The organism is Neptunomonas sp. (assembly GCF_016744175.1).
Lineage (GTDB): Bacteria > Pseudomonadota > Gammaproteobacteria > Pseudomonadales > Balneatricaceae > Neptunomonas.
This window is the reverse complement of the sequence record NZ_JADGEV010000012.1, coordinates 17027-40657: the sequence shown is the minus strand read 5'-3', so window position 1 is coordinate 40657 and position 23631 is coordinate 17027. Positions and strand designations below refer to the sequence as shown.

Below are 23631 nucleotides of genomic sequence, written 5' to 3'. Positions count from 1 at the left end.
ATTTAGCTTTTGATTAGGTAGTTTTTGCTAAATTATGATCATCGTACTAAACACTTAACTGATTAATTAATGAGTGAAGGATATACAAATGTCTATTTCTTTAGAGAAAGGTCAGCGGATTAGCTTAGAAAAAAATGGTTCAGGGTTAGACAGAGTTTGTGTGGGCGTGAACTGGGGCGCTATTGAGAAAAAAGGTTTTTTCGGTACGAAGAAAGTTGCCGTTGATTTAGATGCAAGTATTGGCCTATACACTGAAGGCAAAGACTTAGCTGATATCGTTTATTTTGGTCAGCTGAAAAGTAAAGATGGCTCTGTTGTTCACAGTGGTGATGACAGAACCGGAGATTTAGACGGCGATGACGGTTTAGATAACGAGATTGTATCTGTTGAATTAGGGAAAGTGCCTGCGAGCGTTAAAAGTATTGCTATCGTCTTGAATAGCTACCAGGGACAAGATTTCGCCAGTATTCCGTTCGCGAGTGTGCGTCTCTATGAAGGCACGCCAAGTCGAGTAGATAATATTATTGCAAATTATAATATCGCCCATGAAGATAAGTTTAACGGCTCTGTTTCTATGGTGTTAGGTGTACTTTACCGCCATAACAGCGCATGGAAATTCCGTGCTGTTGGCGAACCGACTGAAGATAAAAAGTTGGAGAAATTATTCGAAACAGTCGCGGCTAACTATTTATAATTAATCGCTGATTTTTGGGAGCACCAGAATGGCAGTAACACAGTTAGTAGCGGGGCAAAATACTTCTATCCCTAGTGACCGTGCTTATTGCTTTTCTTTGCATATAGCCAACTGGCAGTGGGGTGTTGTTGTCTCAAAGGAGAATGAGCCTGTTAGCCTGTTAGGGGCGACAGAAGGTGTTTCCACCCGAGATAATAAGCTGCTACTTAACTTGCCTGATATTCCTGAGAGTGTAGAGAAGTTAACGGTTTATATTGCTGCTAATGACACTCGCTCGGCAGGTTCACCTTCGGGCATGTCGGCAAGCCTGAGTGATTTAGTTGGGGCTGATGAATATGCCAGTATCGATATATCTCATCAATTGACAGGCCAGTCGGCAGTTAGTTTAATTGAAGTGTATCGTCGTAATGGTGCTTGGAAAATACGTTGTATATTGCAAGGCTATAAAGAAGGGCTGCCCAAATTACTAGAAAGCTTTGGTTTTACCCGTGATTCATACGCGTCGGCTTTAACGACCGTTTCAACGACAGCACATGCCTCTGCTGAGCAAACCGCTACGCAAGCACATGTTAACCCGTCACAAGCTAGTCATAATCATGGTGATGCTAGTATTACGCTTGTGTGGAAGTCTGGTCGAGGCAACTTGCGATCAGCGGCACGTTATTTTATGGGTGAGAATTTTAAACCCGTATCGGATTTACGCATTGGCTGTTTCTATGAATTAGAAAATGGCCAGCGCGGTATTGTGTATAGCTTTGACGAAAGTTTAGAAGGCTCATTCGATGGTGTTCCTTATATAAAGGCACGCCGGGAACTGAATGAACATTTTGAACAATTGCTTATTAACGAACGCTTTCGCCATAAACTAAACAGATACTTGGTCTTTGTAAGCATGATGGACGCCCATGATAGTTGGGAAGCGCTTAGTGTAAGCGTTGATTTTCAGCTACCGGGTCTAGCCGCTAAGAAGCTGTCGCCGACGACGCTCATGTCAAAGCCAATCTATGCGGTTGCGATGATTGATTTTAATGAAGACCAAACAAAAGCCACACCACTGAATGAGTACTTTCAAGATCTTGCCGAAATGGATCGTGCTTTTGCTTGGGGATTGCCGTGGCGGTGTGAAAATAATTCAGATAATGAGGATCAAACATGAGTTTTTCTAGTTTTATGTCGACAATTAAGCAAAAATCAAATGAGCTTAAAGGCGAAGTTTTAAAGTTTAAAAACAAAAAATTTCTTAATGCGGCTACCGCCGGAACGGCGCTAATTGCACGTGCGGATGGCGATGTGTCCTCTGAAGAAAAGAAAAAAATGCTGAAAATCATCGAAAGCAATGATGCATTATCAGTATTTAAAACTTCGGATGTGATTGAGGCGTTTAACGGCTTTTTAGGCAATTTTGAGTTTGACGAAGATGTCGGTGAATCTAAAGCTTTTGAGGCACTAAATTTACTGAAAGGTGATGATGTGGCATGTCGTACAGTAATGCGTCTTATTTTATCAATTGCAGCAGCGGATGGCGTATTTGATGATGATGAGAAGGTTGTTGCTCGTAAGGTCGCACTTGAATTAGGTTTGGATCCTGCAGGTTTTGAGCTGTAGTCTTTGAACAATATAATAATATTTATGATGTTGCCGCTGTGCAGCACCAATTAAAGCCTCACAGCCAAGGGATGTTGTAAATATGGTAAGAATGAATAAGTTGGACAATATCTAATCTGTCCATGTTTCAGTGACGAAAATACACAAACGTAATCAGGAGTTTTATAACATGGGTGTATCACTACAGAAAGGCGGTAACGTTTCACTAGAGAAAGTGGCTCCAGGCATGACTAAAATGCTATTAGGCTTGGGCTGGGACTCTCGTGCAACAGATGGCACGGACTTTGACTTGGATGCGTCTGTATTCATGGTTGGTGAAGATGGAAAAGTACGTGGCGATGGTGATTTCATTTTTTACAATAATTTGAAATCAGCGTGTAGCTCTGTTGAGCACACTGGCGATAATACGACAGGCGAAGGTGACGGCGATGATGAGTCTGTTAAAGTAGATTTGAGTCTGATTCCTGCAGATGTAAATAAAGTTATCGTGGGTGTAACTATTCATGATGCTGATGCTCGTAACCAAAATTTTGGGCAAGTTTCTAATGCCTTCATCCGCGTTGTAAACCAAGATTCTAATGCAGAAGTAGCGCGTTACGATTTATCAGAAGATTATTCTACTGAGACGGCATTGGTCTTTGGCGAATTATACCGTCACAATAGTGAATGGAAATTCAAAGCCATCGGTCAAGGCTTTGCTGGTGGTCTTAAGCCAATGGCACAGCAGTATGGTGTTAATGTAGGCTAATCTTTGTGTTGTGAAGTATAAGCAGTCTTCGGACTGCTTTTTTATAGATTAAGCAGTCAGTACTTGGCTGCTTATCTTATTTTAATAGCATGGTAATATTGATCAGATTCAAGCATCGCTATAGCCGTAGCGATACAATGATCACCACGTACTGTTCAACTCGCTTTAGTAAGCCGCTCACTCGTGTGTAGCCTAGCTTAAGCATCTTTTAAATATGGAATTTGTCACTATGCTAAACCGATGCGATGTTGAATTGCAGACTGGCCTGCTGCAAATATCGGTTCATAATGCGCGCTATCCGCTTGAAAAATTACTCACCTTTGGCGCACGTCAGAACCCTAAACGCCGCTACTTATTTATTTCTAAGGTGTTGGGGAAGTATGTTCCTTGTCTTCCCAGCGATATGCGTGAAACCTACCAAACGTTGGCACAAGCCGTTAAACAGTCGCTTTTGTTGCACAGTAACACTTGGGTATTAGGTGTTGCCGAAACAGCGACAGGCTTAGGAGCCGGTGTTGCTCAAGAGTTAAAACGATCTGGTTTGCAGAACGTGATTTATAGTCATACGACACGTTGTGATTTGGATCGGGATATCGGCTTTTCGATCACAGAAGCGCACAGCCACGCACCTTCTCATTTGATTTATAGTCTTGATAGTACATTAGCAGAACAGCAGGTTGAGTCTGTTGTTATAGTTGATGATGAAATAAGTACGGGGAAAACGCTGGAGCAATTAAGCCAAAAATTGCAGCAAAATCTTCCCCAGTTGAAGACAATCATATGGGTCAGCTTAGTAAATTGGTTATCAGTAGAACAACGAGAAGCGTATCGACAAGCCTATCCACAGCTATCATTTACATTTATCAGCTTACTAGATGGCAGTTATCGCTTTTATGCCGATGAACAGTTTCCACTCCAGTTACCCGATAAAACCGCCAGTGGTATTAGTCGTGCAAACAGCCGGGATGATATTGGCAGAACGGGATATCTAGCATCTCCAGAACCTGAAGTGCTTTTTTATACTCCGCAGGGCACCCGGTTGGATATTAGTCAATTAAACCCTACTGAAAAGTACACGGTCATCGGCACGGGCGAGTTTACATTTCAACCTTTCTTATTTGCAGAAGATCTTCAAGCGCAAGGCGTAGATGTTGTTTTTCAGTCTACTGGTCGTTCACCGGTACTGGAAGGGGCGGGAATAACGAGCAAGCAAAGTTTTTTCGATGAAGCCCAAAGAGGCGTTTACTATTTATACAATCTACAGAAAAATCGACAAGCCATTATTTTGTATGAAACACATGAGCAGTATTTCTCTTGTCCATTTCGGTTAAAACTCAATGCTATAACCGCTATTCTCACTTAGATTTAAAGGTATTTGTATGTCGATAGTTGTTTTTACTGATATTGATGACACGCTTATTCAAACAAAAAGAAAGTGTGAAAGTGGTGTTGAGATGGCGGTTACTGCCATTGATAAAGAGGCTCAACCTGCTTCGTTTTCATCTGTTGAACAATTGCATTTCTACAACCTGTGCAATGATCAGCGATTGATTCCTGTTACTGGGCGAAATAAAGAAGCATTAGATCGTGTGTCTCTATCTTTCAGCACATATAAGGTGATTGACCACGGCGCTATTATTCTTAATGAAGAAAATAAAGTTGAAGCTGATTGGTTACAGGTACTTACTCAAGAGAGTACTCAATGGCAGGAAATACTAGATCGTTATGTGGAAGAGGTATTGTCTATCATTGCGGAGCAGCAGTTATCGCTTCGGTGTCGGGTCATAAGTGATTTTGGCTTCCCTTGTTATATATCGATTAAAGGTGAGCCTACAGACCTTACTAAACTTGAAGGAATTGCTGAGCGCTTTTGTCAGCAAGCGGGTAATGCGAGAGTGCATATCAATGGAAACAATATGGCTTTATTACCCCCTTATGCTTGTAAAAAGCGGGCGGTAGAGTTTTTACAGAAAATACTAACGGCTCATCAAAGTAATTTGTTATTTCTCGGCGTTGGCGATAGTACAAGTGATTTAGCTTTCATGTCATCGTGCCATTTTCAAGTCATACCGTCTGTTAGCCAGATTAGCCAAGATAAGTTGTTGTGAGCATGAATTCAAAGACATGTTTTGAGCCTTTAGAAGGCAGTTATTCTAGAGAAGATTGTCAGTTTTTACTCCAGCCTATCGATATTCCGATGCTTAGCGTGGAAGAAAAAGAACGGCTTATGCAAATCGGGGGGCAGCACTATTCATCGATGATCTCGCAAGAGTTTCCTCCAAGCGATCAATACTTAACGTTGTTTTTTGGCCTAGTTGATAAATATAAACATCGATTAGCGACTGAGGTGGCCGGTTTAGCGAAAAAAATCATCGAGAAAAAAGGGGATACCATCACGCTTGTGTCTTTAGCAAGAGCAGGTACACCTATCGGTGTTTTATTAAACAGAGCACTCAAATATTATTATAAAGCGAATGTTAGTCATTACTCTGTATCGATTATCAGAGATAAGGGTATAGATACGGCGGCACTGGAATACTTGGAAAAAGCGGGCCATGCGGGTGATAGTATCTTGTTTGTAGATGGTTGGACTGCAAAAGGAATCATCACACAGGAATTAAAAGCGGCTGTTGCTTGTTGGAATAATGAAAGTCATTACAAAATCTCAGATGACCTTTGTGTGATTTCAGATATAGGGGGAATGGCGGACCTTGTAGCAACGGTTGATGATTATACGATCCCGTCTGGGATCCTAAATAGTACAGTATCAGGGCTTGTATCAAGAACTATTCTCAGGCCTGAGTATCAGGGATTTCATCAGTGTGTTGTTTATTCGCATTTGGCCAAACACGATTTAAGTAATTGGTTTGTTGATGAGATTTCTTCGCTGTTTAGTACAATATCACCCAACGAAAGCACCATTGTGCAGCGTGATCAGGCAAGCGTCGAGCGACATCAGAAAATGAAATCGTATGTCGACCAGTTAATGGTGGAGTATGGGGTCTCTGATATAAATCGCGTTAAACCAGGCATTGCTGAAGCTACCCGGGTTATGTTGCGTCGAGTACCAAAGCTATTAGTGGTGAAAGATGTCACCAGCGATGACGTTTCTCATTTATTGGTATTGGCCAAAGATAAGTGTGTTGAGGTCTGCCAAGATAGTGCTATGCCGTTTAATGCTGTCGCGATTGTTGCAAATGTTAACGATTAGATTTAAGCAATAAAGGCTTTATTTTTGTGATGGTTATAGAAGCGAACTCTATTCGCTTCTATGAAGAAAGCCTTTAGTTACTCTTCTATGGCAGTTTTAAGCTGGGCGGCGTGCTGTCCCGCTTCAAATGCTGTTTCATTAAGGGCTAGTAACTCTGCTCCTTTGTTTCTAAAGCGTGCGAGTAAAGCAGCTTTAAGTACCTCAGGGCTAAAGGGGAGTTGTTTAGCGATGGCGCCTAACATGATGGAATTAACTAATCTGCGGTCGCCTAGCTCTATTGATAGTGAGCCTGCATCAAAACTGATCAACTGAATAGGGTGGCTTTGTAGCTGTTTTTCAGGTTGGTCAGGATAATCGAACAAACCAATAGAAACCACAGGCGGTGCTTGTGGATAAGTATTTACCATGACAGTAGCTTGGTCTTTTACATGGGTTACCCAACGTAATGCTTCGGCGGGTTCAAAAGCTAACATCAGGTCAGCGGTGCCCGGCGGAATAGAAGGCGACAGTACTTTTTTACCGAAGCGCACATGCGAGGTGACAACACCACCGCGTTGAGCCATTCCTGCTACTTCTGTTTTTTTAACATCGTGCCCTTCCATAATAGCTGCCTGGGAGATGATATCAGCAGCGGTCATTACGCCTTGCCCGCCGATACCCACAACCATAATATTGGTTATTTGCTCCATTATTTGACCTCCACAGCATTAATGTGGCCAACGTTTATCAGCGGAACAATGGCATCGGGTGCGCAGGTATTAATACACAAATTACATCCTGTGCAGGCTGCCGTATCAATCTTAACAAAGGAGAGTTCTTTCTCTTTTCCGTTAGGCTTAACCACGGTTTCTCGGCGTGTCACTAAAATAGCCGGGCAGCCAACATCTAAACAATTACTACATCCTGTACATTTATCATCTTCGACGGTCAGTGGTGGTTGCTTGGAGTAGCGTTCGGTTAGTACGCAAGGTTGATTGGTAATGATGACTGAGGGCTCTTTGGCTTTGACTTCTTCACGCAATGCTTTAAAAAGTGTAGGAAGCTCATAAGGGTTAAGCTCGTGAATCCGCTCTGGTTTCACACCTAATGCTTCACAAAGCTTGCGAAAGTCAACTTGAATGGTCGCTTCACCATGAATATCAATACCGGATGACGGTGCATTTTGCCCTCCAGTCATGCCTACCGCACGGTTATCCAGCAGCAAAATAGTGACGTTGCCCTTATTGTAAGTAATATCTAAAAGACCCTGCATACCCATATGTAAAAAGGTAGAGTCACCGATAACGGCAATCACATTTTTGTTAGTGTCTTCTTCGCTACGCCCTTTATCTATGCCTTGCGCAACGCTAAGGGAGGCACCCATGCTGATGCAGGTATCTAATGCGTTCCAAGGGTGACCTGCACCTAAGGTGTAACAGCCAATATCGCCAGCAATAATGGTGTTTTTCACATGAGATAAACAGTAATAAATCCCTAGATGTGGGCAGGCAACACACATTGTTGGCGGACGAGGGAATACATCGGTCATGCCAATACTAGCAATGCTTTTTTCTTTACCTAGTAAACGCTCAATGGCTGGCGTAAGGACTGCAGGTGTTAGTTCGCCAATACGAGGGACGATATCTTTACCGAATAGATCAATACCTGCCGCCTTCAGCTCTGTTTCCAGTAAAGGTTCAACTTCTTCTATGACGACTAACTTGTCAACGCTCTCTGCAAACTCTCGAATCATCTCAATTGGCGCAGGATGACTAAGCCCTAATTTGATTAATGGCGCATCAGGAAAGGCTTCTCGAACATGGCAGTATGCGGCACCTGAGGTGATAAAGCCCACTGAGCGATTCTTTCCTTGTTCAATTATATTGAGTAAACAAGATTCAGAAAAATTCGCCAGTGTTTTATCTCGTTCAAGCATCAATGGAATTCGCTGCTTGGCATTACCAGGGACCATAACGAAACGGCTGGTGTCCTTAATAAACTTATGTCCCTCTTTGACTTGAGGTGCAGAAAGAGAAACCACACCTTTCACATGGCAGATGCGGGTGGTTAGGCGAACAATAACGGGTACAGAGTATTGTTCAGATAGGCCAAAAGCAAAGCGAGTTATATCGTAAGTTTCTTGTGAATCAGAAGGCTCTAAAACAGGAAGGTGGGCAAAGCGCCCCCAGTAGCGCGAGTCTTGTTCATTTTGTGAGGAGGATAACCCTACATCATCTGCTATAACGATAACTAAACCGCCAACAGCGCCAATTAATGTTTGTGTCATAAGGGCGTCAGAAGCGACATTCATGCCAACGTGTTTCATGGCGCACAAGGCGCGGCTACCGGCAAGTGAGGCTCCAATAGCCACTTCTAATGAAACCTTCTCATTGATTGACCATTCAGAGTACAGGTTAGGGTAGGAGGATATGTATTCTAGTATCTCAGTAGAAGGTGTCCCAGGGTAAGCGGATGCAACGCGACAGCCTGCGTCTCTGGCGGCTAGTGCGACAGCTTCGTTACCAGAAATGAAAATACTAGGGTTGTTCTGAATCTGCTCAGCAGTCGACATGACATCACTCCAATAGGGTATTCTTATTAATATGTTGGATTAATAATGAGTCTCTCCTGAGTGTAGCGGTGCCGATAAGGGAAAATACCGACCTAGATCAATGAAATAAGATGGATTGGGCGAAGGTATAAGGCATAGGTTCTCGCACCTAACCTGCATCTTTGCCATAAAATGACGACATTAGTTCGCTTACGTAAGTAGATACACCTAACTAAATTTGTTCGTACTGCTCGTTAGTCTCTTGATTCAATTAGGATATTTTAATTTTCTGCTATTGAGTAGGCATTAGGCTGGGGTTATGCGAAAATGCTTGCCAAAAAATGCGCAGCTGAATCATGAGTACTTACGTACTTGTTGGAGAGTTTATTATTTTCCATTGATGTTTGGCTAACGGATGTTTTATTGATACAGGAAGTAGTTCAAATGGACTTAAGGCTCATGGTTACGAGTGGACAGCACCATTTATTGGGTGATGTCAGACACATTGATGTGGATGTAGACATCTTTTCAATAGGCCGTAGTGTTGATAACTCTTGGGTGTTACCTGATCCTAAACTCCATATCTCCAGCAAACACTGTGTTATCCATAAAAAAAATAGTGAATATCATTTAACGGACATCAGCACTAACGGTGTTTATGTTAATGGCGAAGATGACCCTATAGGTCGTGGGCGCACAATAATCCTCAAAAATTCAGACTCTCTTAAAATAGGCGGGTACCAACTTAAGGTTTCTTTGGAGTCCTTAGTTGATGATGGTTATTCAGCCGACAAGGATATTGAGTCCTTACTCGTTTTATCACAAGAGCAGCTAGAGAAGCCTGAGTTTTCAGAAATATTACAGCATGTTGTCGAGCCGAGTGAGCAAGTAGCCGTCAGTGAAACAATAGAAGATCTGCTGGATGGCCCTCAAGAGGGTATGCTTTCTGATACACCTTCAGTGAGTGAGTTGCTTCACCCTGTTTCTCCTGAGCGAGAAGTATTTCGTCCTCCTACAGCGCCACACATTACTGAGCCCGTTCCTGATTCTGTTTCTTTGACTGAAAAACCTCGCGCTTCTTTTACGGATAAACAAGAAATAGATTCAGCAGAAATTCCTGACAACTGGTTAGAGTTGTTAAATAAAGAGATGGCATCTGATGTTGATAGCCTTGCTGATAAAGTTGAACTTGCTTCTATTGATACCGAAGAGCCGCTACCTGCTAACGATACGCCTCTGGATGAAACTATTTGTGAAGTTGTCGTTGATAAATCGGTTGAGTTATCAGCGTTACTAGATGAACAAGTAGCCCCGGCATTGAAACCTATAGAAGATGTATCTGATGTTGGTATTGATGCAAATCGGGTTGTGAATATTACCTCGCTGGTGGAAGGGCAAGATGAATTTAGGGCAGAAGATCCACCCAATCAGGCAGATGCAACTAATAGCGTGTTTGTAAATTCTGAAGCGGTAGCACCTGTTGCAGACAGTGGGCGTGATGTTTATTTCGATGAACTATTAGAAGCCGCGGGTATACCGGTAGCATTACTCGAAGGTAAGGATAAATCAGAGCTAGCGCGTGAATTGGGCTCGATGATTAAAAACTACTCGCAAGGTGTCGTTGAAACATTGGCTACGCGTAGCTTGGTAAAAAGTGAGTTTCGCTTGCAGCAGACGATGATCCGCCCAGTAGATAACAATCCTCTAAAGTTTTCTCCATCGGGTGTTGAAGCTCTTAAAATCATGATGTTGGCTGATTCCGCTGCTTACATGCCGGCACCTAAAGCGGTAGATGAGAGCTTTAAGGATATACAAGCTCATCAACTGGCAATGATGTCAGGTATTCAGGCAGCCTTTGTACACCTTCTTGAACGGTTTGAACCAGAGGCGTTGCAGCAAAAATTTAACCGCCGCCCTCGGCATCAAAAAGGCATCCTGGGAAGGCAGAAAGTTGATTATTGGCTGGAGTACTTCGATTTTTATGAGGATATTTGTGCCATGATGGAAGATCAATTTCAGGATCTTTTTTCAGCAGAGTTTGCCAAAGCTTACGAACAACAGCTTCGGAGCTTAGAGCAATGAGCAGGGTTAAATTGCTTGTATGGGGTGTTGTATTATCTCTGCTGCTTGGCTGTTCATCTATCATGCCCTTCTCTGAAGATGATAGTGAAGCCATAAGATTAGATATGCTCATTGAAGCAGCTCATGATGTGAACTTTGATAAAGAGAGTGACCCTTCCCCTATTGAGATGCGTATATATCAGCTAAGTAGTTTATCTGAGTTCGAGCAGGCAGATTTTTTTACGTTATATAACGATGAGCCACTCAAGACTACTTTACAGGAAAGCCGCTCCTTTATTATTAGCCCTAGCCAAATTGAAAAATTTATAACGGAACTGAAGCCAGAAACAAAATTCATTGCAGTAGTTGCCGCGTATCAAGATATTGATAACGCTACTTGGAAGGATGTAGTCCAAGTTCGTGACTCTCGTGGCTTTTTTAAACGCATGATCTCATCGCAAAAAGTAATGTCTCTACATGCTCTGGCGTTGAACAGTCGTGTTTTATTGACTGATCAAGAGTAGATAATTATGAGTTGGCATAAGAAAGTCGCATGGCTTGAGGGGATGTTTATTCGCCCTCAGCATTTTCAGCAGCAAGACCGTTATATTGAAGGAATGATGAGTGCCCTGAATAAGCAATTAGTTAGCTATGGCTGGGGTATTACGGAATTCGAGTTTGATGATTCCGCTTTGCGTTTAGGAAATGTGATTGTTCGTAAATGTAGAGGCGTATTACCTGATGGTACTCCAATAAATTTACCTAACGAAGATGATGTGCCTGAGCCGATAGCGTTGAACGTCGAGAATGAAGGCGAGTTAATCTATCTAGGTTTGCCGTTATGGAGAGCGGGCGCTAAGGATATAGATAGAACGGCGATAGCGGATGCTAATGCCCGATTTCGCATTGATAACGTAGAAGTGCCTGATATCGTTGCAGGTAGCCGTAGTTTGGCGGATGTCGAAGTGGTTAGTAAAAAGCTTGTTTTACTGAGTGAAAGTGATTTTCATCACCAATATGCCGCTATCCCTGTCGCACGCGTAAAAATGATCAAAAACAACGCTATCATCTTAGATGACAGCTTTGTGCCGCCCACGTTAAATTACATGTCATCAGAAGCGTTGGCCCGTATTTTACGAGAAGTGCATGGGCTAACCCATATGCGTAGAGATGCGTTAGCAGAACGCATTAAGGCGATTGCTGGAGCGGGCTCAGCTGAAATAGCAGATTTCTTATTATTGCAGCTATTAAATCGCTATGAACCGGTATTAGCTCATTACCTAGTATCTGACCAGCTTCACCCTCAATCTGTTTATGAAACCTTAATTCAGTTTGCCGGTGAGTTAGCAACGTTGACGCATCCCGATAAGAAAATTGCAGAAATGCCTAGTTACCAACACTCTCGGTTGGAAGAAACCTTTGGCACACTCTTTTCTTTATTACAGCCCGCGCTGAGTGCGATGTTGGATCAAAGCGCAGTTTGCATCGACCTGATAGAAAAAGGTTTTGGTATACGAGTAGGTGTTATTCCTGAATCTGAAATGAGCTCAACACACTTTGTGTTATCCGTTAAAGCGGATATGCCTCGTGAGGAGCTACGGCGCTTGTTCCCAGTACAGGCGAAAGTAGGGCCGCTGGAGCAAATCAATAATCTGGTTAATCACCAGTTGCCCGGCGTGCGGATTGATCCCTTGCCTGTGGCTCCTCGACAAGTCCCTTATTATTCTGGAGCTGTTTATTTTGAATTGGATACACAGGCTCAATTGTGGAGCGTAATCCGCACCTCAAAAGGGCTTGCTTTGCATATAGGTAATCAGTTTCCTGGCGTGGCGCTCGAGTTGTGGGCCATCAAGTAGTTAATTTTTTAGTATGGATGTACAGTAAATGGACTTTAAAGGTGACCGTACGGTTATCATTCCAACCCCTGGTGGGCGGCCATCAACGGCTGATTCCGCACCAACACAAAATGTAACGGATACCGGTAGCTGGACTACGCTATTCGACGACGCTGATAAGTTTGTTAGTTCCGGGTTTAATCGCCTAGAGAACGCAGCGTTTAAGTTATTGTCACTGATCCCCACGATTAAAAAATCTCATTCCAACCCCAGTGCCGCTTTATTGCGCCAGCAAATGGTCGAGGAAATTGAGCAATTTGAAACAGTGGCGCGAAAGTCTGGAATTGATTCTCGAACTGTCATGATAGGCCGTTACATTCTTTGTACCGTACTTGATGAGGTAGTACTTAATACACCGTGGGGTGGTCAGAGTGACTGGCAGACGCGAAGCTTACTTAGCCATTTCCATAAAGAAACATGGGGTGGCGAAAACTTTTTTGTCATGTTGGTAAACCTAGAAAAAGATCCCGCGACTAATATTGATCTTCTAGAGCTGATGTATGTTTGTTTAACATTAGGGTTTGAGGGGCGTTATGCCGTTGAGGCCGATCGCGTAGGTCGTTTGGCTGAAGAGCGTGCGCGTCTTTATCGTTTAATTCGTAGTCAGCGGGGAGAGCCCGCACGCATGTTGTCACCTCACTGGCAAGGTGTGACGGTTGCCAATCGTAAGCTGCGCCGTTTTATACCTCTATGGGTATTTGCATCTGTTTTAGCTGGGTTGCTGGCAGTGCTGTTCTTTTTCTTACTCTTCCAGCTTAATCATTTATCAAACCCTTCTTATCAGTCATTAGCCGCCTTGGGACAAGGTGTTACTACCTCGTTTGACCGACCTAAGCTTGTCAACCAATCTGCTTTGCAAAAGTTACGGATTTTTCTTCAAACTGAAATTGATGAAGGCCTTTTATCAGTAGAGGAGCGAGACGGAAAGGTCAGTATCATCATTCAAGGTGATCGATTATTTTTGTCAGGAAAAAGCAATATTAATTCTGATTATGAACCGCTGTTGCGTCGTGTCTCGCTGGCGCTGTATGAAGTAGAAGGCAAAGTGTTGATAGAAGGGCACTCAGATAGCCAGCCAATCAAAACATTAAAATACCCATCGAATTGGCATTTGTCGCTAGCGCGTGCAGAAGAAGTAATGCAATTGCTGGCCAATGCTTCAAAAGAGTTTGCTCGCTATGAATCTGAAGGTAAGGCTGATACACAGCCTGTAGCTGATAATTTGACTGCTGAGTCGCGTGCCAAAAATCGCCGTGTAGAAATTGTTTTGTTATCTAATGTTATTTGGCGCACCAATGGAGGGGATAAGTGATGCGCTTATCATCAATAGCTGGGAAGCTAAAAAATCTACTAGGTTTTGTTGCGCTTATTACCATTGGGGCACTTATCTGGTTTGTATTGCCAGCGATCACGATGGGAGGTTCTGATCCGTTTGGTTCGGCGATGACGCGAGGCCTGATGATTGGCAGCATGTTTGGGATGGCTCTGATCTATAAGTTACGTGGCTATTTAATGGCGCGTAAAAAGAACGAACAGCTAGCCACTGAAATGACGAGCACTGAGTCTGCACCGAAAGAAGAAGTGGGTAAACGTGAAGTAGAAGAGTTGAGTCATAAGTTTGATGAAGCTTTAGGGTTATTAAAGAAAGTACAAACGAAAGAAGGCGGTAAAGGGAGTTATCTTTATGTGCTGCCTTGGTATGTGATCATAGGGCCCTCGGGTTCAGGCAAAACAACCGCATTATTAAACTCTGATCTGCATTTCCCGTTGATGGACTCTGTTGGTGCATCAGTTAAAGGAGTGGGTGGGACGCGAAATTGTGACTGGTGGTTCACCGATGAAGCGGTGTTGCTGGATACGGCTGGCCGTTACACCACCCAAAATAACCAAAGTGAGTTGGATGAGGTTGAATGGAAAGGCTTTTTAGGCCTGCTGAAAAAACTCCGAAGCCGAAAGCCTATTAATGGTCTGATTATAACCTTCCCTGTGGATAGCTTGCTTAAAATGCAAGAATCTGACCTGATCACTCATGCCAAATTTATAAAGCAGCGTATTCAAGAGTTCCAAAATACCTTCCAGATTCGTTTCCCTGTGTATGTGTCGATCACTAAGTTCGATATGTTACCAGGCTTTACCGAGTATTTTGATGACCTTGGACGAGAAGAGCGTGAGCAAGTGTGGGGGTTTACCTATCCCTACAATGATGACAACGAAGAGCAGGATGCTGTTCAGCATTTTCTGATGGAGTTTCGTACTCTACAGGAGAGGATTCAGTCAAGAGAAGCGGATCGCTTGCAGATGGAATCCGATATTGCGAGACGTGATTTAATATACGTTTTTCCTCGCACACTTGGTTTGCTTCAAGACCCAATAGCTACGTTCTTGCAAGAAATATTCAAACCGACACGTTTTGAAACACAGCCATTATTGCGTGGGGTGTATTTCAACAGCGGCACGCAAGACGGCACAACTCTGGATCGAGTGGTTAATGCTCTGGGTTCACGTTTTGGGTTGCGTACAGATGGTAGCGCTAAACGTATATCTAAAGGCAAAGGGTACTTTTTACATAACTTGTTTACGAAAGTTATCTTTCGCGAATCAGGCTTGGCGGGCATAAATATTAAGCATGCCCGGCGACTATTTATACTCCATACAGCAGCATATGGGTTGGTATTTTCAGCAGCCGTTGTCATCTCTGGATTTTGGCTATATGGCTTCCAAGAGAACCGTGCTCTTATTGCCAATGTAGAAGCTAAAACGCTTGAAGCAGACGGTATCATTAGTGATATGAGTCGCTATGAGCAAGATATATTAGTGCCTGTTGAATCGCTTAATACCTTACGAGCTTTGCCAACAGGCTATGCAGAAGCTCAAGAAGATGAATCGCACTGGCTACACTTTGGCTTGTATCAAGGTGATAAATTAGGCCAAGAAGCAACAGATGCGTATGGTCGTTTGCTTTATCAGACATTCTTGCCTCGCTTGTTAGTACAGGTTGAAACTGCACTCTATGAGAAGCGTAATAATGCAGAATACCTTTACGATACTTTGCGTGTTTACCTCATGTTAAGTGATCCTTCGCATCTGGATATTCCTGCGGTTAAGGGGTGGGTATTAGCGGACTGGAAGCGCGTGCTACCTCGTAATATCCGCAAAGCTCAATATGAAAACCTACAAACTCACCTCGATGCATTGTTGGAGTACTTACCAAAGGAGACGCCTTTAAAACCCAATGCTGAACTCGTATCTAGTGTGCGAACGCTGTTAAGTACACTACCGCCAGCGCGTCGTTTCTATTTTCGCTTAAAGCAGGAAGGGATAGTAAAGCGCTCTTTGGAGCCGTATCGCATGGTTGATGCAATCGGAAGTGAGGCGGCGTACCTATTTCAGTTCAAAAATGGCGAGCCCATTACTAGCGAAATTAACGGTTTCTACACTAAGCAAGGTTACCAGCACTACTTCCTTACACAGCGTGACGGCATGATAAAGCGATACCTCACGGATGAATGGGTGATGGGTAAAGAGTATGGCTTAGAGTCTGTTGGGCTTAATGGAGAGGCGCTGCAAGAGCAAGTGGAGTCACTCTATCTGGATGATTATCTGAACACGTGGCGTAATTACATAGAGGCACTCGACTTTGCTGCTATGAACAATCCGCGTAAAACATTAGCCATTCTTAAAGAGCTATCACGGGCGGACTCCCCGATTATTCCATTGCTAAGTTCAATTCGTGTGCATACATCAGCCGATGCATTTTCGCTGTTGGGTGAGATAGAGGGCGATGCGATTACTGATATTTTTGGTGAGTCAGAACCTGAGAATATCGACCCTCCATTACTGGGGGAGACCAATGTTGTTATTGAGTACTTTGCTGCCTTAAATGAGCAAACTCAAGCAAGTGAAGATCGTGCTGCCCCCATTGAAGAAACGATAAAAATGCTCGATGAGCTTTATATTTATATGAGTGCTATTGAGGGCGCTAGCAATAAGGGGAAAGTGGCATTTGAAGGCGCTGCAGATCCTATGGGCTCTGCGGCCGTGTTGCGTGAACTTGATGTTGCGGCTGCGCGCCAATCGAAGCCTTTATCAACACTGTTGGATAAGATCTCAGATCGCGCAAAATTACAAACCGCTTTCGATGCTAAAAAATACATGGGTCGTCAGTGGGAAAATGACGTAGCGATACATTGTAATAACATGATTACAAAGCGTTACCCGTTCAATAAGAAAAGCCGTAGCGAAGCAACCCTTGATGATGTCTCCGCTTACTTTGGCCCTGGCGGTATTGTAGAAAATTATTTTCAAAATGTGGTCGTAGATTTTGTTGATACTTCACATCGACCATGGCGCTGGAATAAAAACAATGGAGTGAGCCTTGGCTTTTCTGAAGCGGTTCTTCGCCAGTTAGAAATAGGACGTATGATTCGCGATACATTTTACCGTACGGGCTCTTCTGACCCATCTATTAGCTTTGAATTACGGCCTACTAACATGGATAAATCTATTCTGCGCATGAGTCTCTTTGTTAATGGCCAGCAGATGACTTATGCCCACGGGCCTCAAGGTGGAAAACGGTTTCGTTGGCCAGATTTGGATCGTAATTCAGACCGCGGTTTAGCGCGGTTGGTGATAGTGACTAGCTCCGGTCAAGAGTCGATTACAGAGCAGGGTGATTGGGCGCTGTTTCGGTTATTCGATAAAGCGAAAATCAAACGCATTGATCGTGAACGATATAAGCTAACGTTTACGCTCAAAAATGAATTCACCGTCTCGTTAGAGTTACGAGCAGGTAGTGTATATAACCCATTCCAGATGGCTGAGCTGAGCCAGGTGAGGTGCAACTGATGGCGGGCTTAGTTATTAGTGTTTATGGCAAACTACCCTCGCATGCTGATTTTGTTAGCCATTGTGTCGATCCAGAATTGACCTCTGAGCTCTATGACTGGACGCAACAAGTTGTTTTCCACTCAAAAGAAAATATGGGTGAAACTAGCTGGCTAACTGCTTATCTGATATCGCCAGTATGGCGATTTTATTTACCTGAAACGGAACAGCGGAAAAAATCAATTATCGGTGTCATGATCCCAAGTGTGGATGCTGTTGGGCGTTATTTTCCTATGTTTTTGGTGTTTGAAATTGATGCTCAGGGTATGAAAACAGAGTGGTTATATCGCGAAGCAAACCCTTTATTTAGTCTGCTAGAAGGGGTTGGGATTCAAGCCTTGCAAGAGCGACTATCACTGAATCAGGTAATTGATCTGTTAGAGGCGAAAACCTCAGCGTTTGATTTAGGTGAGTCTTTATTGTTGCCAAAAGAAACCCAAAAAAATGTGATTCATATCGAAGAGTTGCTGGAGAAACCTCTGAGCAACATGGGAGATGTCACCTTGTGGTGGTCGGCAATGGAGTTGAACGGTTTTTCATCGCCTCTTTGTAGTTTCAGTGACTTACCGACAGTAGCGGACTATCAGTTCCTGCTGACAGGTCAATGAGTTGGAGTAGTAAGTAACCTATGTCTGAGATTAACTGGAACGGCTATGGCCAAACGGATGTTGGTGCTGTCCGAGACGAAAACCAAGATAGCTTTATAGGCATAGACCCTATCGGTGTGTGGTGTGTTGCTGACGGAATGGGCGGTCATAAAGAGGGTGGTATTGCCAGCCATTTGGTGACGCAGAGTTTAGAGAGTCTGCAGCAAAAAGAGATCCGCACGTTAGATGAGTTGGTTGTTGAGGCGCACCAGCTTTTACATGAGGCAAACCGGTCATTACGTGAGATGTCAGAGAGCTTCTATGGAGAAGAGCTGATAGGTACGACAGTTGTTGTCTTATTTATCCGTGGTGATACAGGCGCAGTAACATGGTCGGGTGATTCTCGTCTCTACCGAATGCGAGATACAGCGTTTGAACTAATTACTCGTGACCATACTCAGTTCGAAGAGCTGGTGAGTCGTGGGCTGATTGATGACTTGTCTAGTGAAGCGAGCCATCCAGCAAGCCACATGCTGACACGTGCGCTGGGTGTCGGAAAGGAACTTGAACTAGATACCGTTAGGCTTCAAGTGGAGCCCGGAGATGTGTTTTTGTTATGTAGTGATGGCTTATCCAACATGATAGACCAGTTAGATTTGGGTAAAACTATTTACTACAGCGAAGACAAGCAGAGGGCAGTGGCTAACCTGATCAACATGGCGTTAGCTCGCCAAGCTAATGACAATGTTAGCGCTTTAATAGTGGACAAGGTGTAATTGATGAAACGTATAATTTATACCGGTTTAATTTCAGTGATGGTCTTAATTCAAGGGTGTGCTTTACAGCAAAATGTGGATCATCGTGTAACGGGTGGTTTAAGCCGAGTCGGTGTTATCTCTGATGAGAGCCAGTTCATTAGCGCCTTTCCAGCGTATATGGGCTTAGATCAGGTAGGCATACGCTACCTTGATGAAACGTCCAAAGGGAATGTGGCTGTCTATATTCGTCGTGCAGAAAAAGCGATGCAAGAGAGAGCAGATTTTGAAGAGGCTCGCCTAAATTTGAGCCGGGCTTTGTATTTAAAGCCAGGGGATGTTGTTGCGGAGCGTTTGATTGAGCAAGTTGTAGCTAGTCCGTATGAATATGCAATTGCGAAGAATTTCCTGATGGGTTCGGCTTCATCTCACTACGCAGTTAAAAAGCAGGATACGCTTAAGGCACTGTCTCGCAAGGTTTACGGCCGTTCCGACTATTACCCATTCATCATGCGTATCAACAACATGGCGAATATATCTATACATGAAGGCATGAGCATACTTTTGCCGCCTCCAGTGAAAGCTAAACGAGTAATACAGAAACCTAAAGCCATTGTTAAGTCGGTAAATAAGCGTGTTGTTAAACCAAAGCCTGTAGTTGAATCTGTAGTTGCGGATGCAGTTCAGCTAGATATCGCGCCTGAAATAGAACCTGAACTAGCACTAGAAAAAGTGATAGAACAAGAGTGGCTCAAGCCTATTGATGCACCTGCTGTCCGCCCTGTCGAAATGATGCCAGTACTGACGGTTGAAACTGAAGAAACGGCTTCCCCTGTTAATATAGAGATTACTGAAATTACACCAGTAGTTACGAAAGTTACGAAAGTTACGAAAGTTGCGGATGTTAAGGCAGATACAGCAGCTACTCACATATTAACAAGTGAGAATAAAAATCGAGAAGAAACAAAGGCTTTGCTTGAAACCCCTGAAAGTGATGAGCAGAGATCCGAAGAGCTAAAAGTAGACACCGAAGCGAGTATGGCTAGCGAAGCCAAAGACGTTGCTCTCCCTGTTGTCGCTCTTGCCAGCGTGAAAGAACAGAAGGCGATGGACCTGTATCACTCCGGTCAGAAAAATCGTGCTTATCATTTGCTTGGGAAGTTAGAAAACCGCACGGCAAGTGCCGAAGCCGCTTTCTTGTCGCTGACAGATAGTTTAATAGCGCAACCATATGCAAAAGGGCTCCAATATTACCAAGAGCAAAAGTTAGATTTGGCGATTGCTGCGTTCAATCAAGTACTAGCGACTGACCCTGCGCATGGGCAGGCGGGTATTTATAGAGCGCGTTGCCAGAAGCTGTTGGACAAGTTAAGTAATATTGAATAATCGCGTTGAATTTAATGGAATAGGGTAAGGCATTTTATGGCTTATACACACGCATTAACGCCAATCAGTGATGAATCCCCGGCGGGGGTGGATATCCGGAATCACTCGGAGTTTTCCGATGGCTTTCATCAGCTACGTGATTTACGAAATTCAATTCGTTCTCGCGAACGTAAAGCGATGGCAAATGATGATATATACGCATTGCGTTCTGAGTGGGGCGCGGTACAGGAGCAATGTGTAGTTATTCTTGAGAATCAATCGAAAGATACTGAGGTGTTGGCTTGGTTGGCTGAAGCATCCATTCGGGTAGATGGTTTCGTTGGATTAGCTGATGTCTTTACATTGATCAATAGTTGCTTACGCCAATATTGGGGGCAGGTTTATCCGCTACCTGATGAAGAGGGTATTAGTTCCACTCTTTATCCTCTTACCGGGTTAAATGGAGAAAATGGCGAAGGTACGCTCGTGATGCCTATTCGTATGGCCACGGTAATGACGGATAGCTCTGATGAAACAATATCCGGTTGGGACTACCTAAAAAGCTGTGAACTTACCCAAATAGTGGACGAGCAAAAGCGTCAGCGAAAAATTGATGAAGGTAGCAAAACGCTGGAACAATGGCAGCAGTTGTTGTACGGTGTTGACCCGCAGCAAGTGAGTATAATGGCTAAAGCTATAGATCAGTGCATAGCGCAATTTGCATTGATGGATGAGTTTTTAATTGAGCAATGTGGCCATGACTCACCGCCGACATCGGCAATAAAGAATGTACTTACAATGGCTTGGGATGCGCTATGTGCGCTAGCCAAAGTAGATGCTTCTATTTTAGATGAAGATGTAGCGCCTGTTGAAGAAGTTCCTGAACCACTGATAGAAAGTGAAAGTGTTGATTCAGGAAAAACTACGCCACAAGCGGTGCTGCAATTCAGTCCTGAAGCGTACTATCCCTCCTCTCGTGAGGAAGCGCTGATGATGGTTTCAAAGCTGAGTGTTTTTTTTAGAGACACTGAGCCACACTCGCCTTTGTCGTATCAAATGGAGCGAGTGGAGCGTTGGGGAAGAATGGAGTTAGCAGAGCTTATGGATGAACTACTCGACGATGATGTCATCCGTAATCAATTCTTCCGGCTAATAGGATTATCCAAAGACACTCAATAGAGTGTTGTATGCATTTAATAGGGAAATAAAGGGGGAATACTTATGGGTACAGAAAGCATTCATAAGAAGCTCGCGCGAGTTAGAAAGCCACGTGTACATATAACGTACGATGTTGAAACGGAAGGTGCTGTTGTTCATAAAGAGCTGCCCTTCGTTATGGGAATTATGGGTGATTTCACCGGTAATAACCCAGCTAACGAACTAAAGAGCCTCAAAGACAGAAAGTTCATTCAAGTTGAAAGCGATAACTTAAACGAAGTCATGGCCAAAATGGCGCCAGGCCTTCGATTTAAAGTGGATAACTTGCTTCAGGATAATTATACCTCACTGCCTGTTGAGTTGAAGTTTGGATCTATGGACGACTTCGAACCAGGGCGTGTGGTTGATCAAATCGAGCCGCTGCGTAATCTAATGGAAACGCGTAATAAACTGCGTGATCTATTAACAAAAGCGGACCGTTCCGAAGAGCTTGAGACATTGCTTGAGAATGTATTACAAAGCACTGATGAAATGGCAAAGCTGTCTAAAGAATTAAAGGCTGGCGAAACCGAATAAGGTGACAAGGATGACAGATACGACTACTATGCAAGGCGCCACGACCGTATTAGAAGAGACGGGTGGTTTGCTTGATCAGGTAATTAGTGCAACGAAACAAACAGAAACAAATGTAGCAAAAGATCTGCTCAAAACGCTGATTGATGAAGCTATGGACGGGACTGTTGTTTGGGACCGCAATATAGCTAAAACGATTAACCAAGCCATCGCGATGCTAGATGCAAAACTGTCTGAACAGTTGTCTCTAGTCATGCATTCTGATGAGTTCCTTAAGCTGGAAGGATCATGGCGGGGAATGAAGCACCTGGTTGATAACAGTGCGACTAGTTCTTCGTTAAAGCTAAAAGTCTTGAACTTGAGCAAGAAGGATCTATATAAAGATCTTGCCCGTGCTGTTGATTTTGATCAGAGCGAAATGTTCAAGAAGTTATACGAAGAAGAGTTCGGTACCCCGGGTGGAGAGCCATTTGGTGCTATCGTTGGTGACTATGAGTTCACCAAACACAATGATGATGTTGATCTTCTCAGCAAGATGTCCAGTGTTTCGGCAGCAGCTTTTTGCCCGTTCATCGCCGCTTCTGCTCCTGAACTGTTTGGTTTAGAAAGCTGGACTGATTTATCTCGTCCTAAAGATCTTGAAAAAATCTTTGATTCAAAAGAATATTCAAAATGGCGTAGCTACCGTGAATCTGACGACTCACGCTTTGTTAGTTTGACCATGCCCCGTGCTTTGGCGCGTCTTCCTTATGGCTCACAGACAAATCCTGTTGATGACTTTGGCTATGAAGAAGCCCCCATTGATGAAGACGGTATTGCTCGAGCGGCAGATCATGAAAAGTATTGCTGGATGAATGCTGCTTATGTCATGGGTGTACGTTTAACTGAGTCGTATGCAAGCACCGGTTGGTGTACGTCTATTCGTGGTGCTGAAGGTGGCGGCCGAGTAGAAAATTTGCCGACACATGTGTTTACCAGTGAAGATGGCGATCTAGACCTGAAATGTCCTACAGAAATTGGCATCACAGACCGTCGTGAAGCTGAGCTTTCAAAAATGGGATTCTTGCCATTGTGTCATTATAAAAATACAGATTATGCTGTGTTTTTTGGTGGGCAATCTACACAGAAACCTGCCAAGTACGGCACGCCTGAAGCAACCGCGAATGCGGCAATTTCAGCACGCCTTCCTTATATTATGGCAACGTCACGTTTTACGCATTTCTTGAAAGTAATGGGCCGGGATAAAATTGGTTCATTCATGGAAGCAGAAGACGTAGAACAATGGTTGAATCGTTGGTTGTTGAACTATGTGAATGACAACCCAGATTCAGGCCAGGAAATGAAAGCTAAATACCCGTTGCGTGCGGGTAAAGTAAAAGTAACAGAAGTACCGGGTAGCCCAGGTTCATATAACGTGGTGGCGTGGATGCGCCCATGGCTACAGTTGGAAGAGCTAACCGCATCTATGCGTATGGTAGCTCGAATTCCTCAGCTCGGTAAGTAAAGCGCTGCTTTAATAGGGTCGGCAGTCTTGCCGATCCTTTTTCGCGTTTTACGGCATGATG

Annotated in this window: 20 protein-coding genes; 18 read left to right on the top strand and 2 right to left on the bottom strand. The window is 43.7% G+C overall.

Annotation, left to right across the window (positions count from 1 at the left end; all coding sequences use genetic code 11):
* Positions 1-88: 88 nt before the first annotated feature.
* From QZZ55_RS07580 to QZZ55_RS07550, 7 genes are all read left to right on the top strand, one after another.
* Positions 89-694, top strand: coding sequence for a TerD family protein (locus tag QZZ55_RS07580; protein WP_293266718.1), 606 nt, complete (start codon positions 89-91; stop codon positions 692-694).
* Between the two features lie 28 nt (positions 695-722).
* Positions 723-1850 carry a TerD family protein gene (locus QZZ55_RS07575; protein ID WP_293266717.1) on the top strand — a complete coding sequence of 376 codons (1128 nt, stop codon included), beginning with the start codon at positions 723-725 and terminating at the stop codon, positions 1848-1850.
* Positions 1847-2299, top strand: coding sequence for a tellurite resistance TerB family protein (locus tag QZZ55_RS07570; RefSeq protein WP_293266716.1), 453 nt, complete (start codon positions 1847-1849; stop codon positions 2297-2299). Before QZZ55_RS07575 ends, QZZ55_RS07570 begins: the two co-directional genes overlap by 4 nt.
* A 169-nt stretch (positions 2300-2468) precedes the next feature.
* The gene (locus tag QZZ55_RS07565; protein ID WP_293266715.1) at positions 2469-3047 is read left to right on the top strand and encodes a TerD family protein; all 579 of its coding nucleotides are present in this window, start codon (positions 2469-2471) and stop codon (positions 3045-3047) included.
* A gap of 229 nt (positions 3048-3276) precedes the next feature.
* Positions 3277-4410: a phosphoribosyltransferase domain-containing protein gene (locus QZZ55_RS07560; RefSeq protein ID WP_293266714.1), complete on the top strand. Its 1134-nt coding sequence runs from the start codon at positions 3277-3279 to the stop codon at positions 4408-4410.
* A gap of 16 nt (positions 4411-4426) precedes the next feature.
* Positions 4427-5155, top strand: a complete 729-nt coding sequence (locus QZZ55_RS07555; protein ID WP_293266713.1) for an HAD family hydrolase — start codon at positions 4427-4429, stop codon at positions 5153-5155.
* Positions 5156-5157: 2 nt separating this feature from the next.
* Complete coding sequence (locus QZZ55_RS07550) at positions 5158-6258, top strand: cysteine protease StiP family protein (RefSeq protein WP_293266712.1); 1101 nt, start codon at positions 5158-5160, stop codon at positions 6256-6258.
* Between the two features lie 77 nt (positions 6259-6335).
* On the opposite strand, the gene QZZ55_RS07545 is transcribed toward QZZ55_RS07550, so the two are convergent.
* Positions 6336-6947: an indolepyruvate oxidoreductase subunit beta gene (locus QZZ55_RS07545; RefSeq protein ID WP_293266711.1), complete on the bottom strand. Its 612-nt coding sequence runs from the start codon at positions 6945-6947 to the stop codon at positions 6336-6338.
* Positions 6947-8809, bottom strand: a complete 1863-nt coding sequence (locus tag QZZ55_RS07540; protein WP_293266710.1) for a thiamine pyrophosphate-dependent enzyme — start codon at positions 8807-8809, stop codon at positions 6947-6949. Before QZZ55_RS07540 ends, QZZ55_RS07545 begins: the two co-directional genes overlap by 1 nt.
* 423 nt (positions 8810-9232) lie before the next feature.
* On the opposite strand from QZZ55_RS07540, the gene tagH reads away from it, so the two are divergent.
* The 11 genes from tagH to tssC are packed head-to-tail and all read left to right on the top strand — an operon-like array spanning position 9233 to position 23570.
* A complete protein-coding gene (gene tagH / locus QZZ55_RS07535) occupies positions 9233-10870 on the top strand; it encodes a type VI secretion system-associated FHA domain protein TagH (protein WP_293266709.1) in 1638 nt (545 codons plus the stop codon).
* Positions 10867-11373, top strand: coding sequence for a type VI secretion system lipoprotein TssJ (gene tssJ / locus QZZ55_RS07530; protein WP_293266708.1), 507 nt, complete (start codon positions 10867-10869; stop codon positions 11371-11373). Before tagH ends, tssJ begins: the two co-directional genes overlap by 4 nt.
* Before the next feature lie 6 nt (positions 11374-11379).
* Positions 11380-12705 (top strand): type VI secretion system baseplate subunit TssK, encoded by a 1326-nt coding sequence (gene tssK, locus QZZ55_RS07525; RefSeq protein WP_293266707.1) that lies wholly within the window; start codon positions 11380-11382, stop codon positions 12703-12705.
* 28 nt (positions 12706-12733) lie between these two features.
* Positions 12734-14056, top strand: coding sequence for a type IVB secretion system protein IcmH/DotU (icmH, locus tag QZZ55_RS07520; protein ID WP_293266706.1), 1323 nt, complete (start codon positions 12734-12736; stop codon positions 14054-14056).
* Positions 14056-17589, top strand: coding sequence for a type VI secretion system membrane subunit TssM (gene tssM / locus QZZ55_RS07515; RefSeq protein WP_293266705.1), 3534 nt, complete (start codon positions 14056-14058; stop codon positions 17587-17589). The genes icmH and tssM overlap by 1 nt, the downstream gene beginning before the upstream one ends.
* Positions 17589-18236 (top strand): type VI secretion system-associated protein TagF, encoded by a 648-nt coding sequence (gene tagF, locus QZZ55_RS07510; RefSeq protein ID WP_293266704.1) that lies wholly within the window; start codon positions 17589-17591, stop codon positions 18234-18236. The genes tssM and tagF overlap by 1 nt, the downstream gene beginning before the upstream one ends.
* A gap of 20 nt (positions 18237-18256) precedes the next feature.
* Entirely contained in the window at positions 18257-18991 is a 735-nt protein-coding gene (locus tag QZZ55_RS07505; protein ID WP_293266703.1) for a protein phosphatase 2C domain-containing protein, read from the top strand.
* A gap of 3 nt (positions 18992-18994) precedes the next feature.
* Positions 18995-20356: a hypothetical protein gene (locus tag QZZ55_RS07500; RefSeq protein WP_293266702.1), complete on the top strand. Its 1362-nt coding sequence runs from the start codon at positions 18995-18997 to the stop codon at positions 20354-20356.
* 36 nt (positions 20357-20392) lie between these two features.
* Positions 20393-21514 carry a type VI secretion system protein TssA gene (gene tssA, locus QZZ55_RS07495; protein WP_293266701.1) on the top strand — a complete coding sequence of 374 codons (1122 nt, stop codon included), beginning with the start codon at positions 20393-20395 and terminating at the stop codon, positions 21512-21514.
* Between the two features lie 42 nt (positions 21515-21556).
* Positions 21557-22069, top strand: coding sequence for a type VI secretion system contractile sheath small subunit (gene tssB / locus QZZ55_RS07490; protein WP_293266700.1), 513 nt, complete (start codon positions 21557-21559; stop codon positions 22067-22069).
* Between the two features lie 10 nt (positions 22070-22079).
* A complete protein-coding gene (gene tssC, locus QZZ55_RS07485) occupies positions 22080-23570 on the top strand; it encodes a type VI secretion system contractile sheath large subunit (RefSeq protein ID WP_293266699.1) in 1491 nt (496 codons plus the stop codon).
* The last annotated feature ends 61 nt before the right edge of the window (positions 23571-23631 follow it).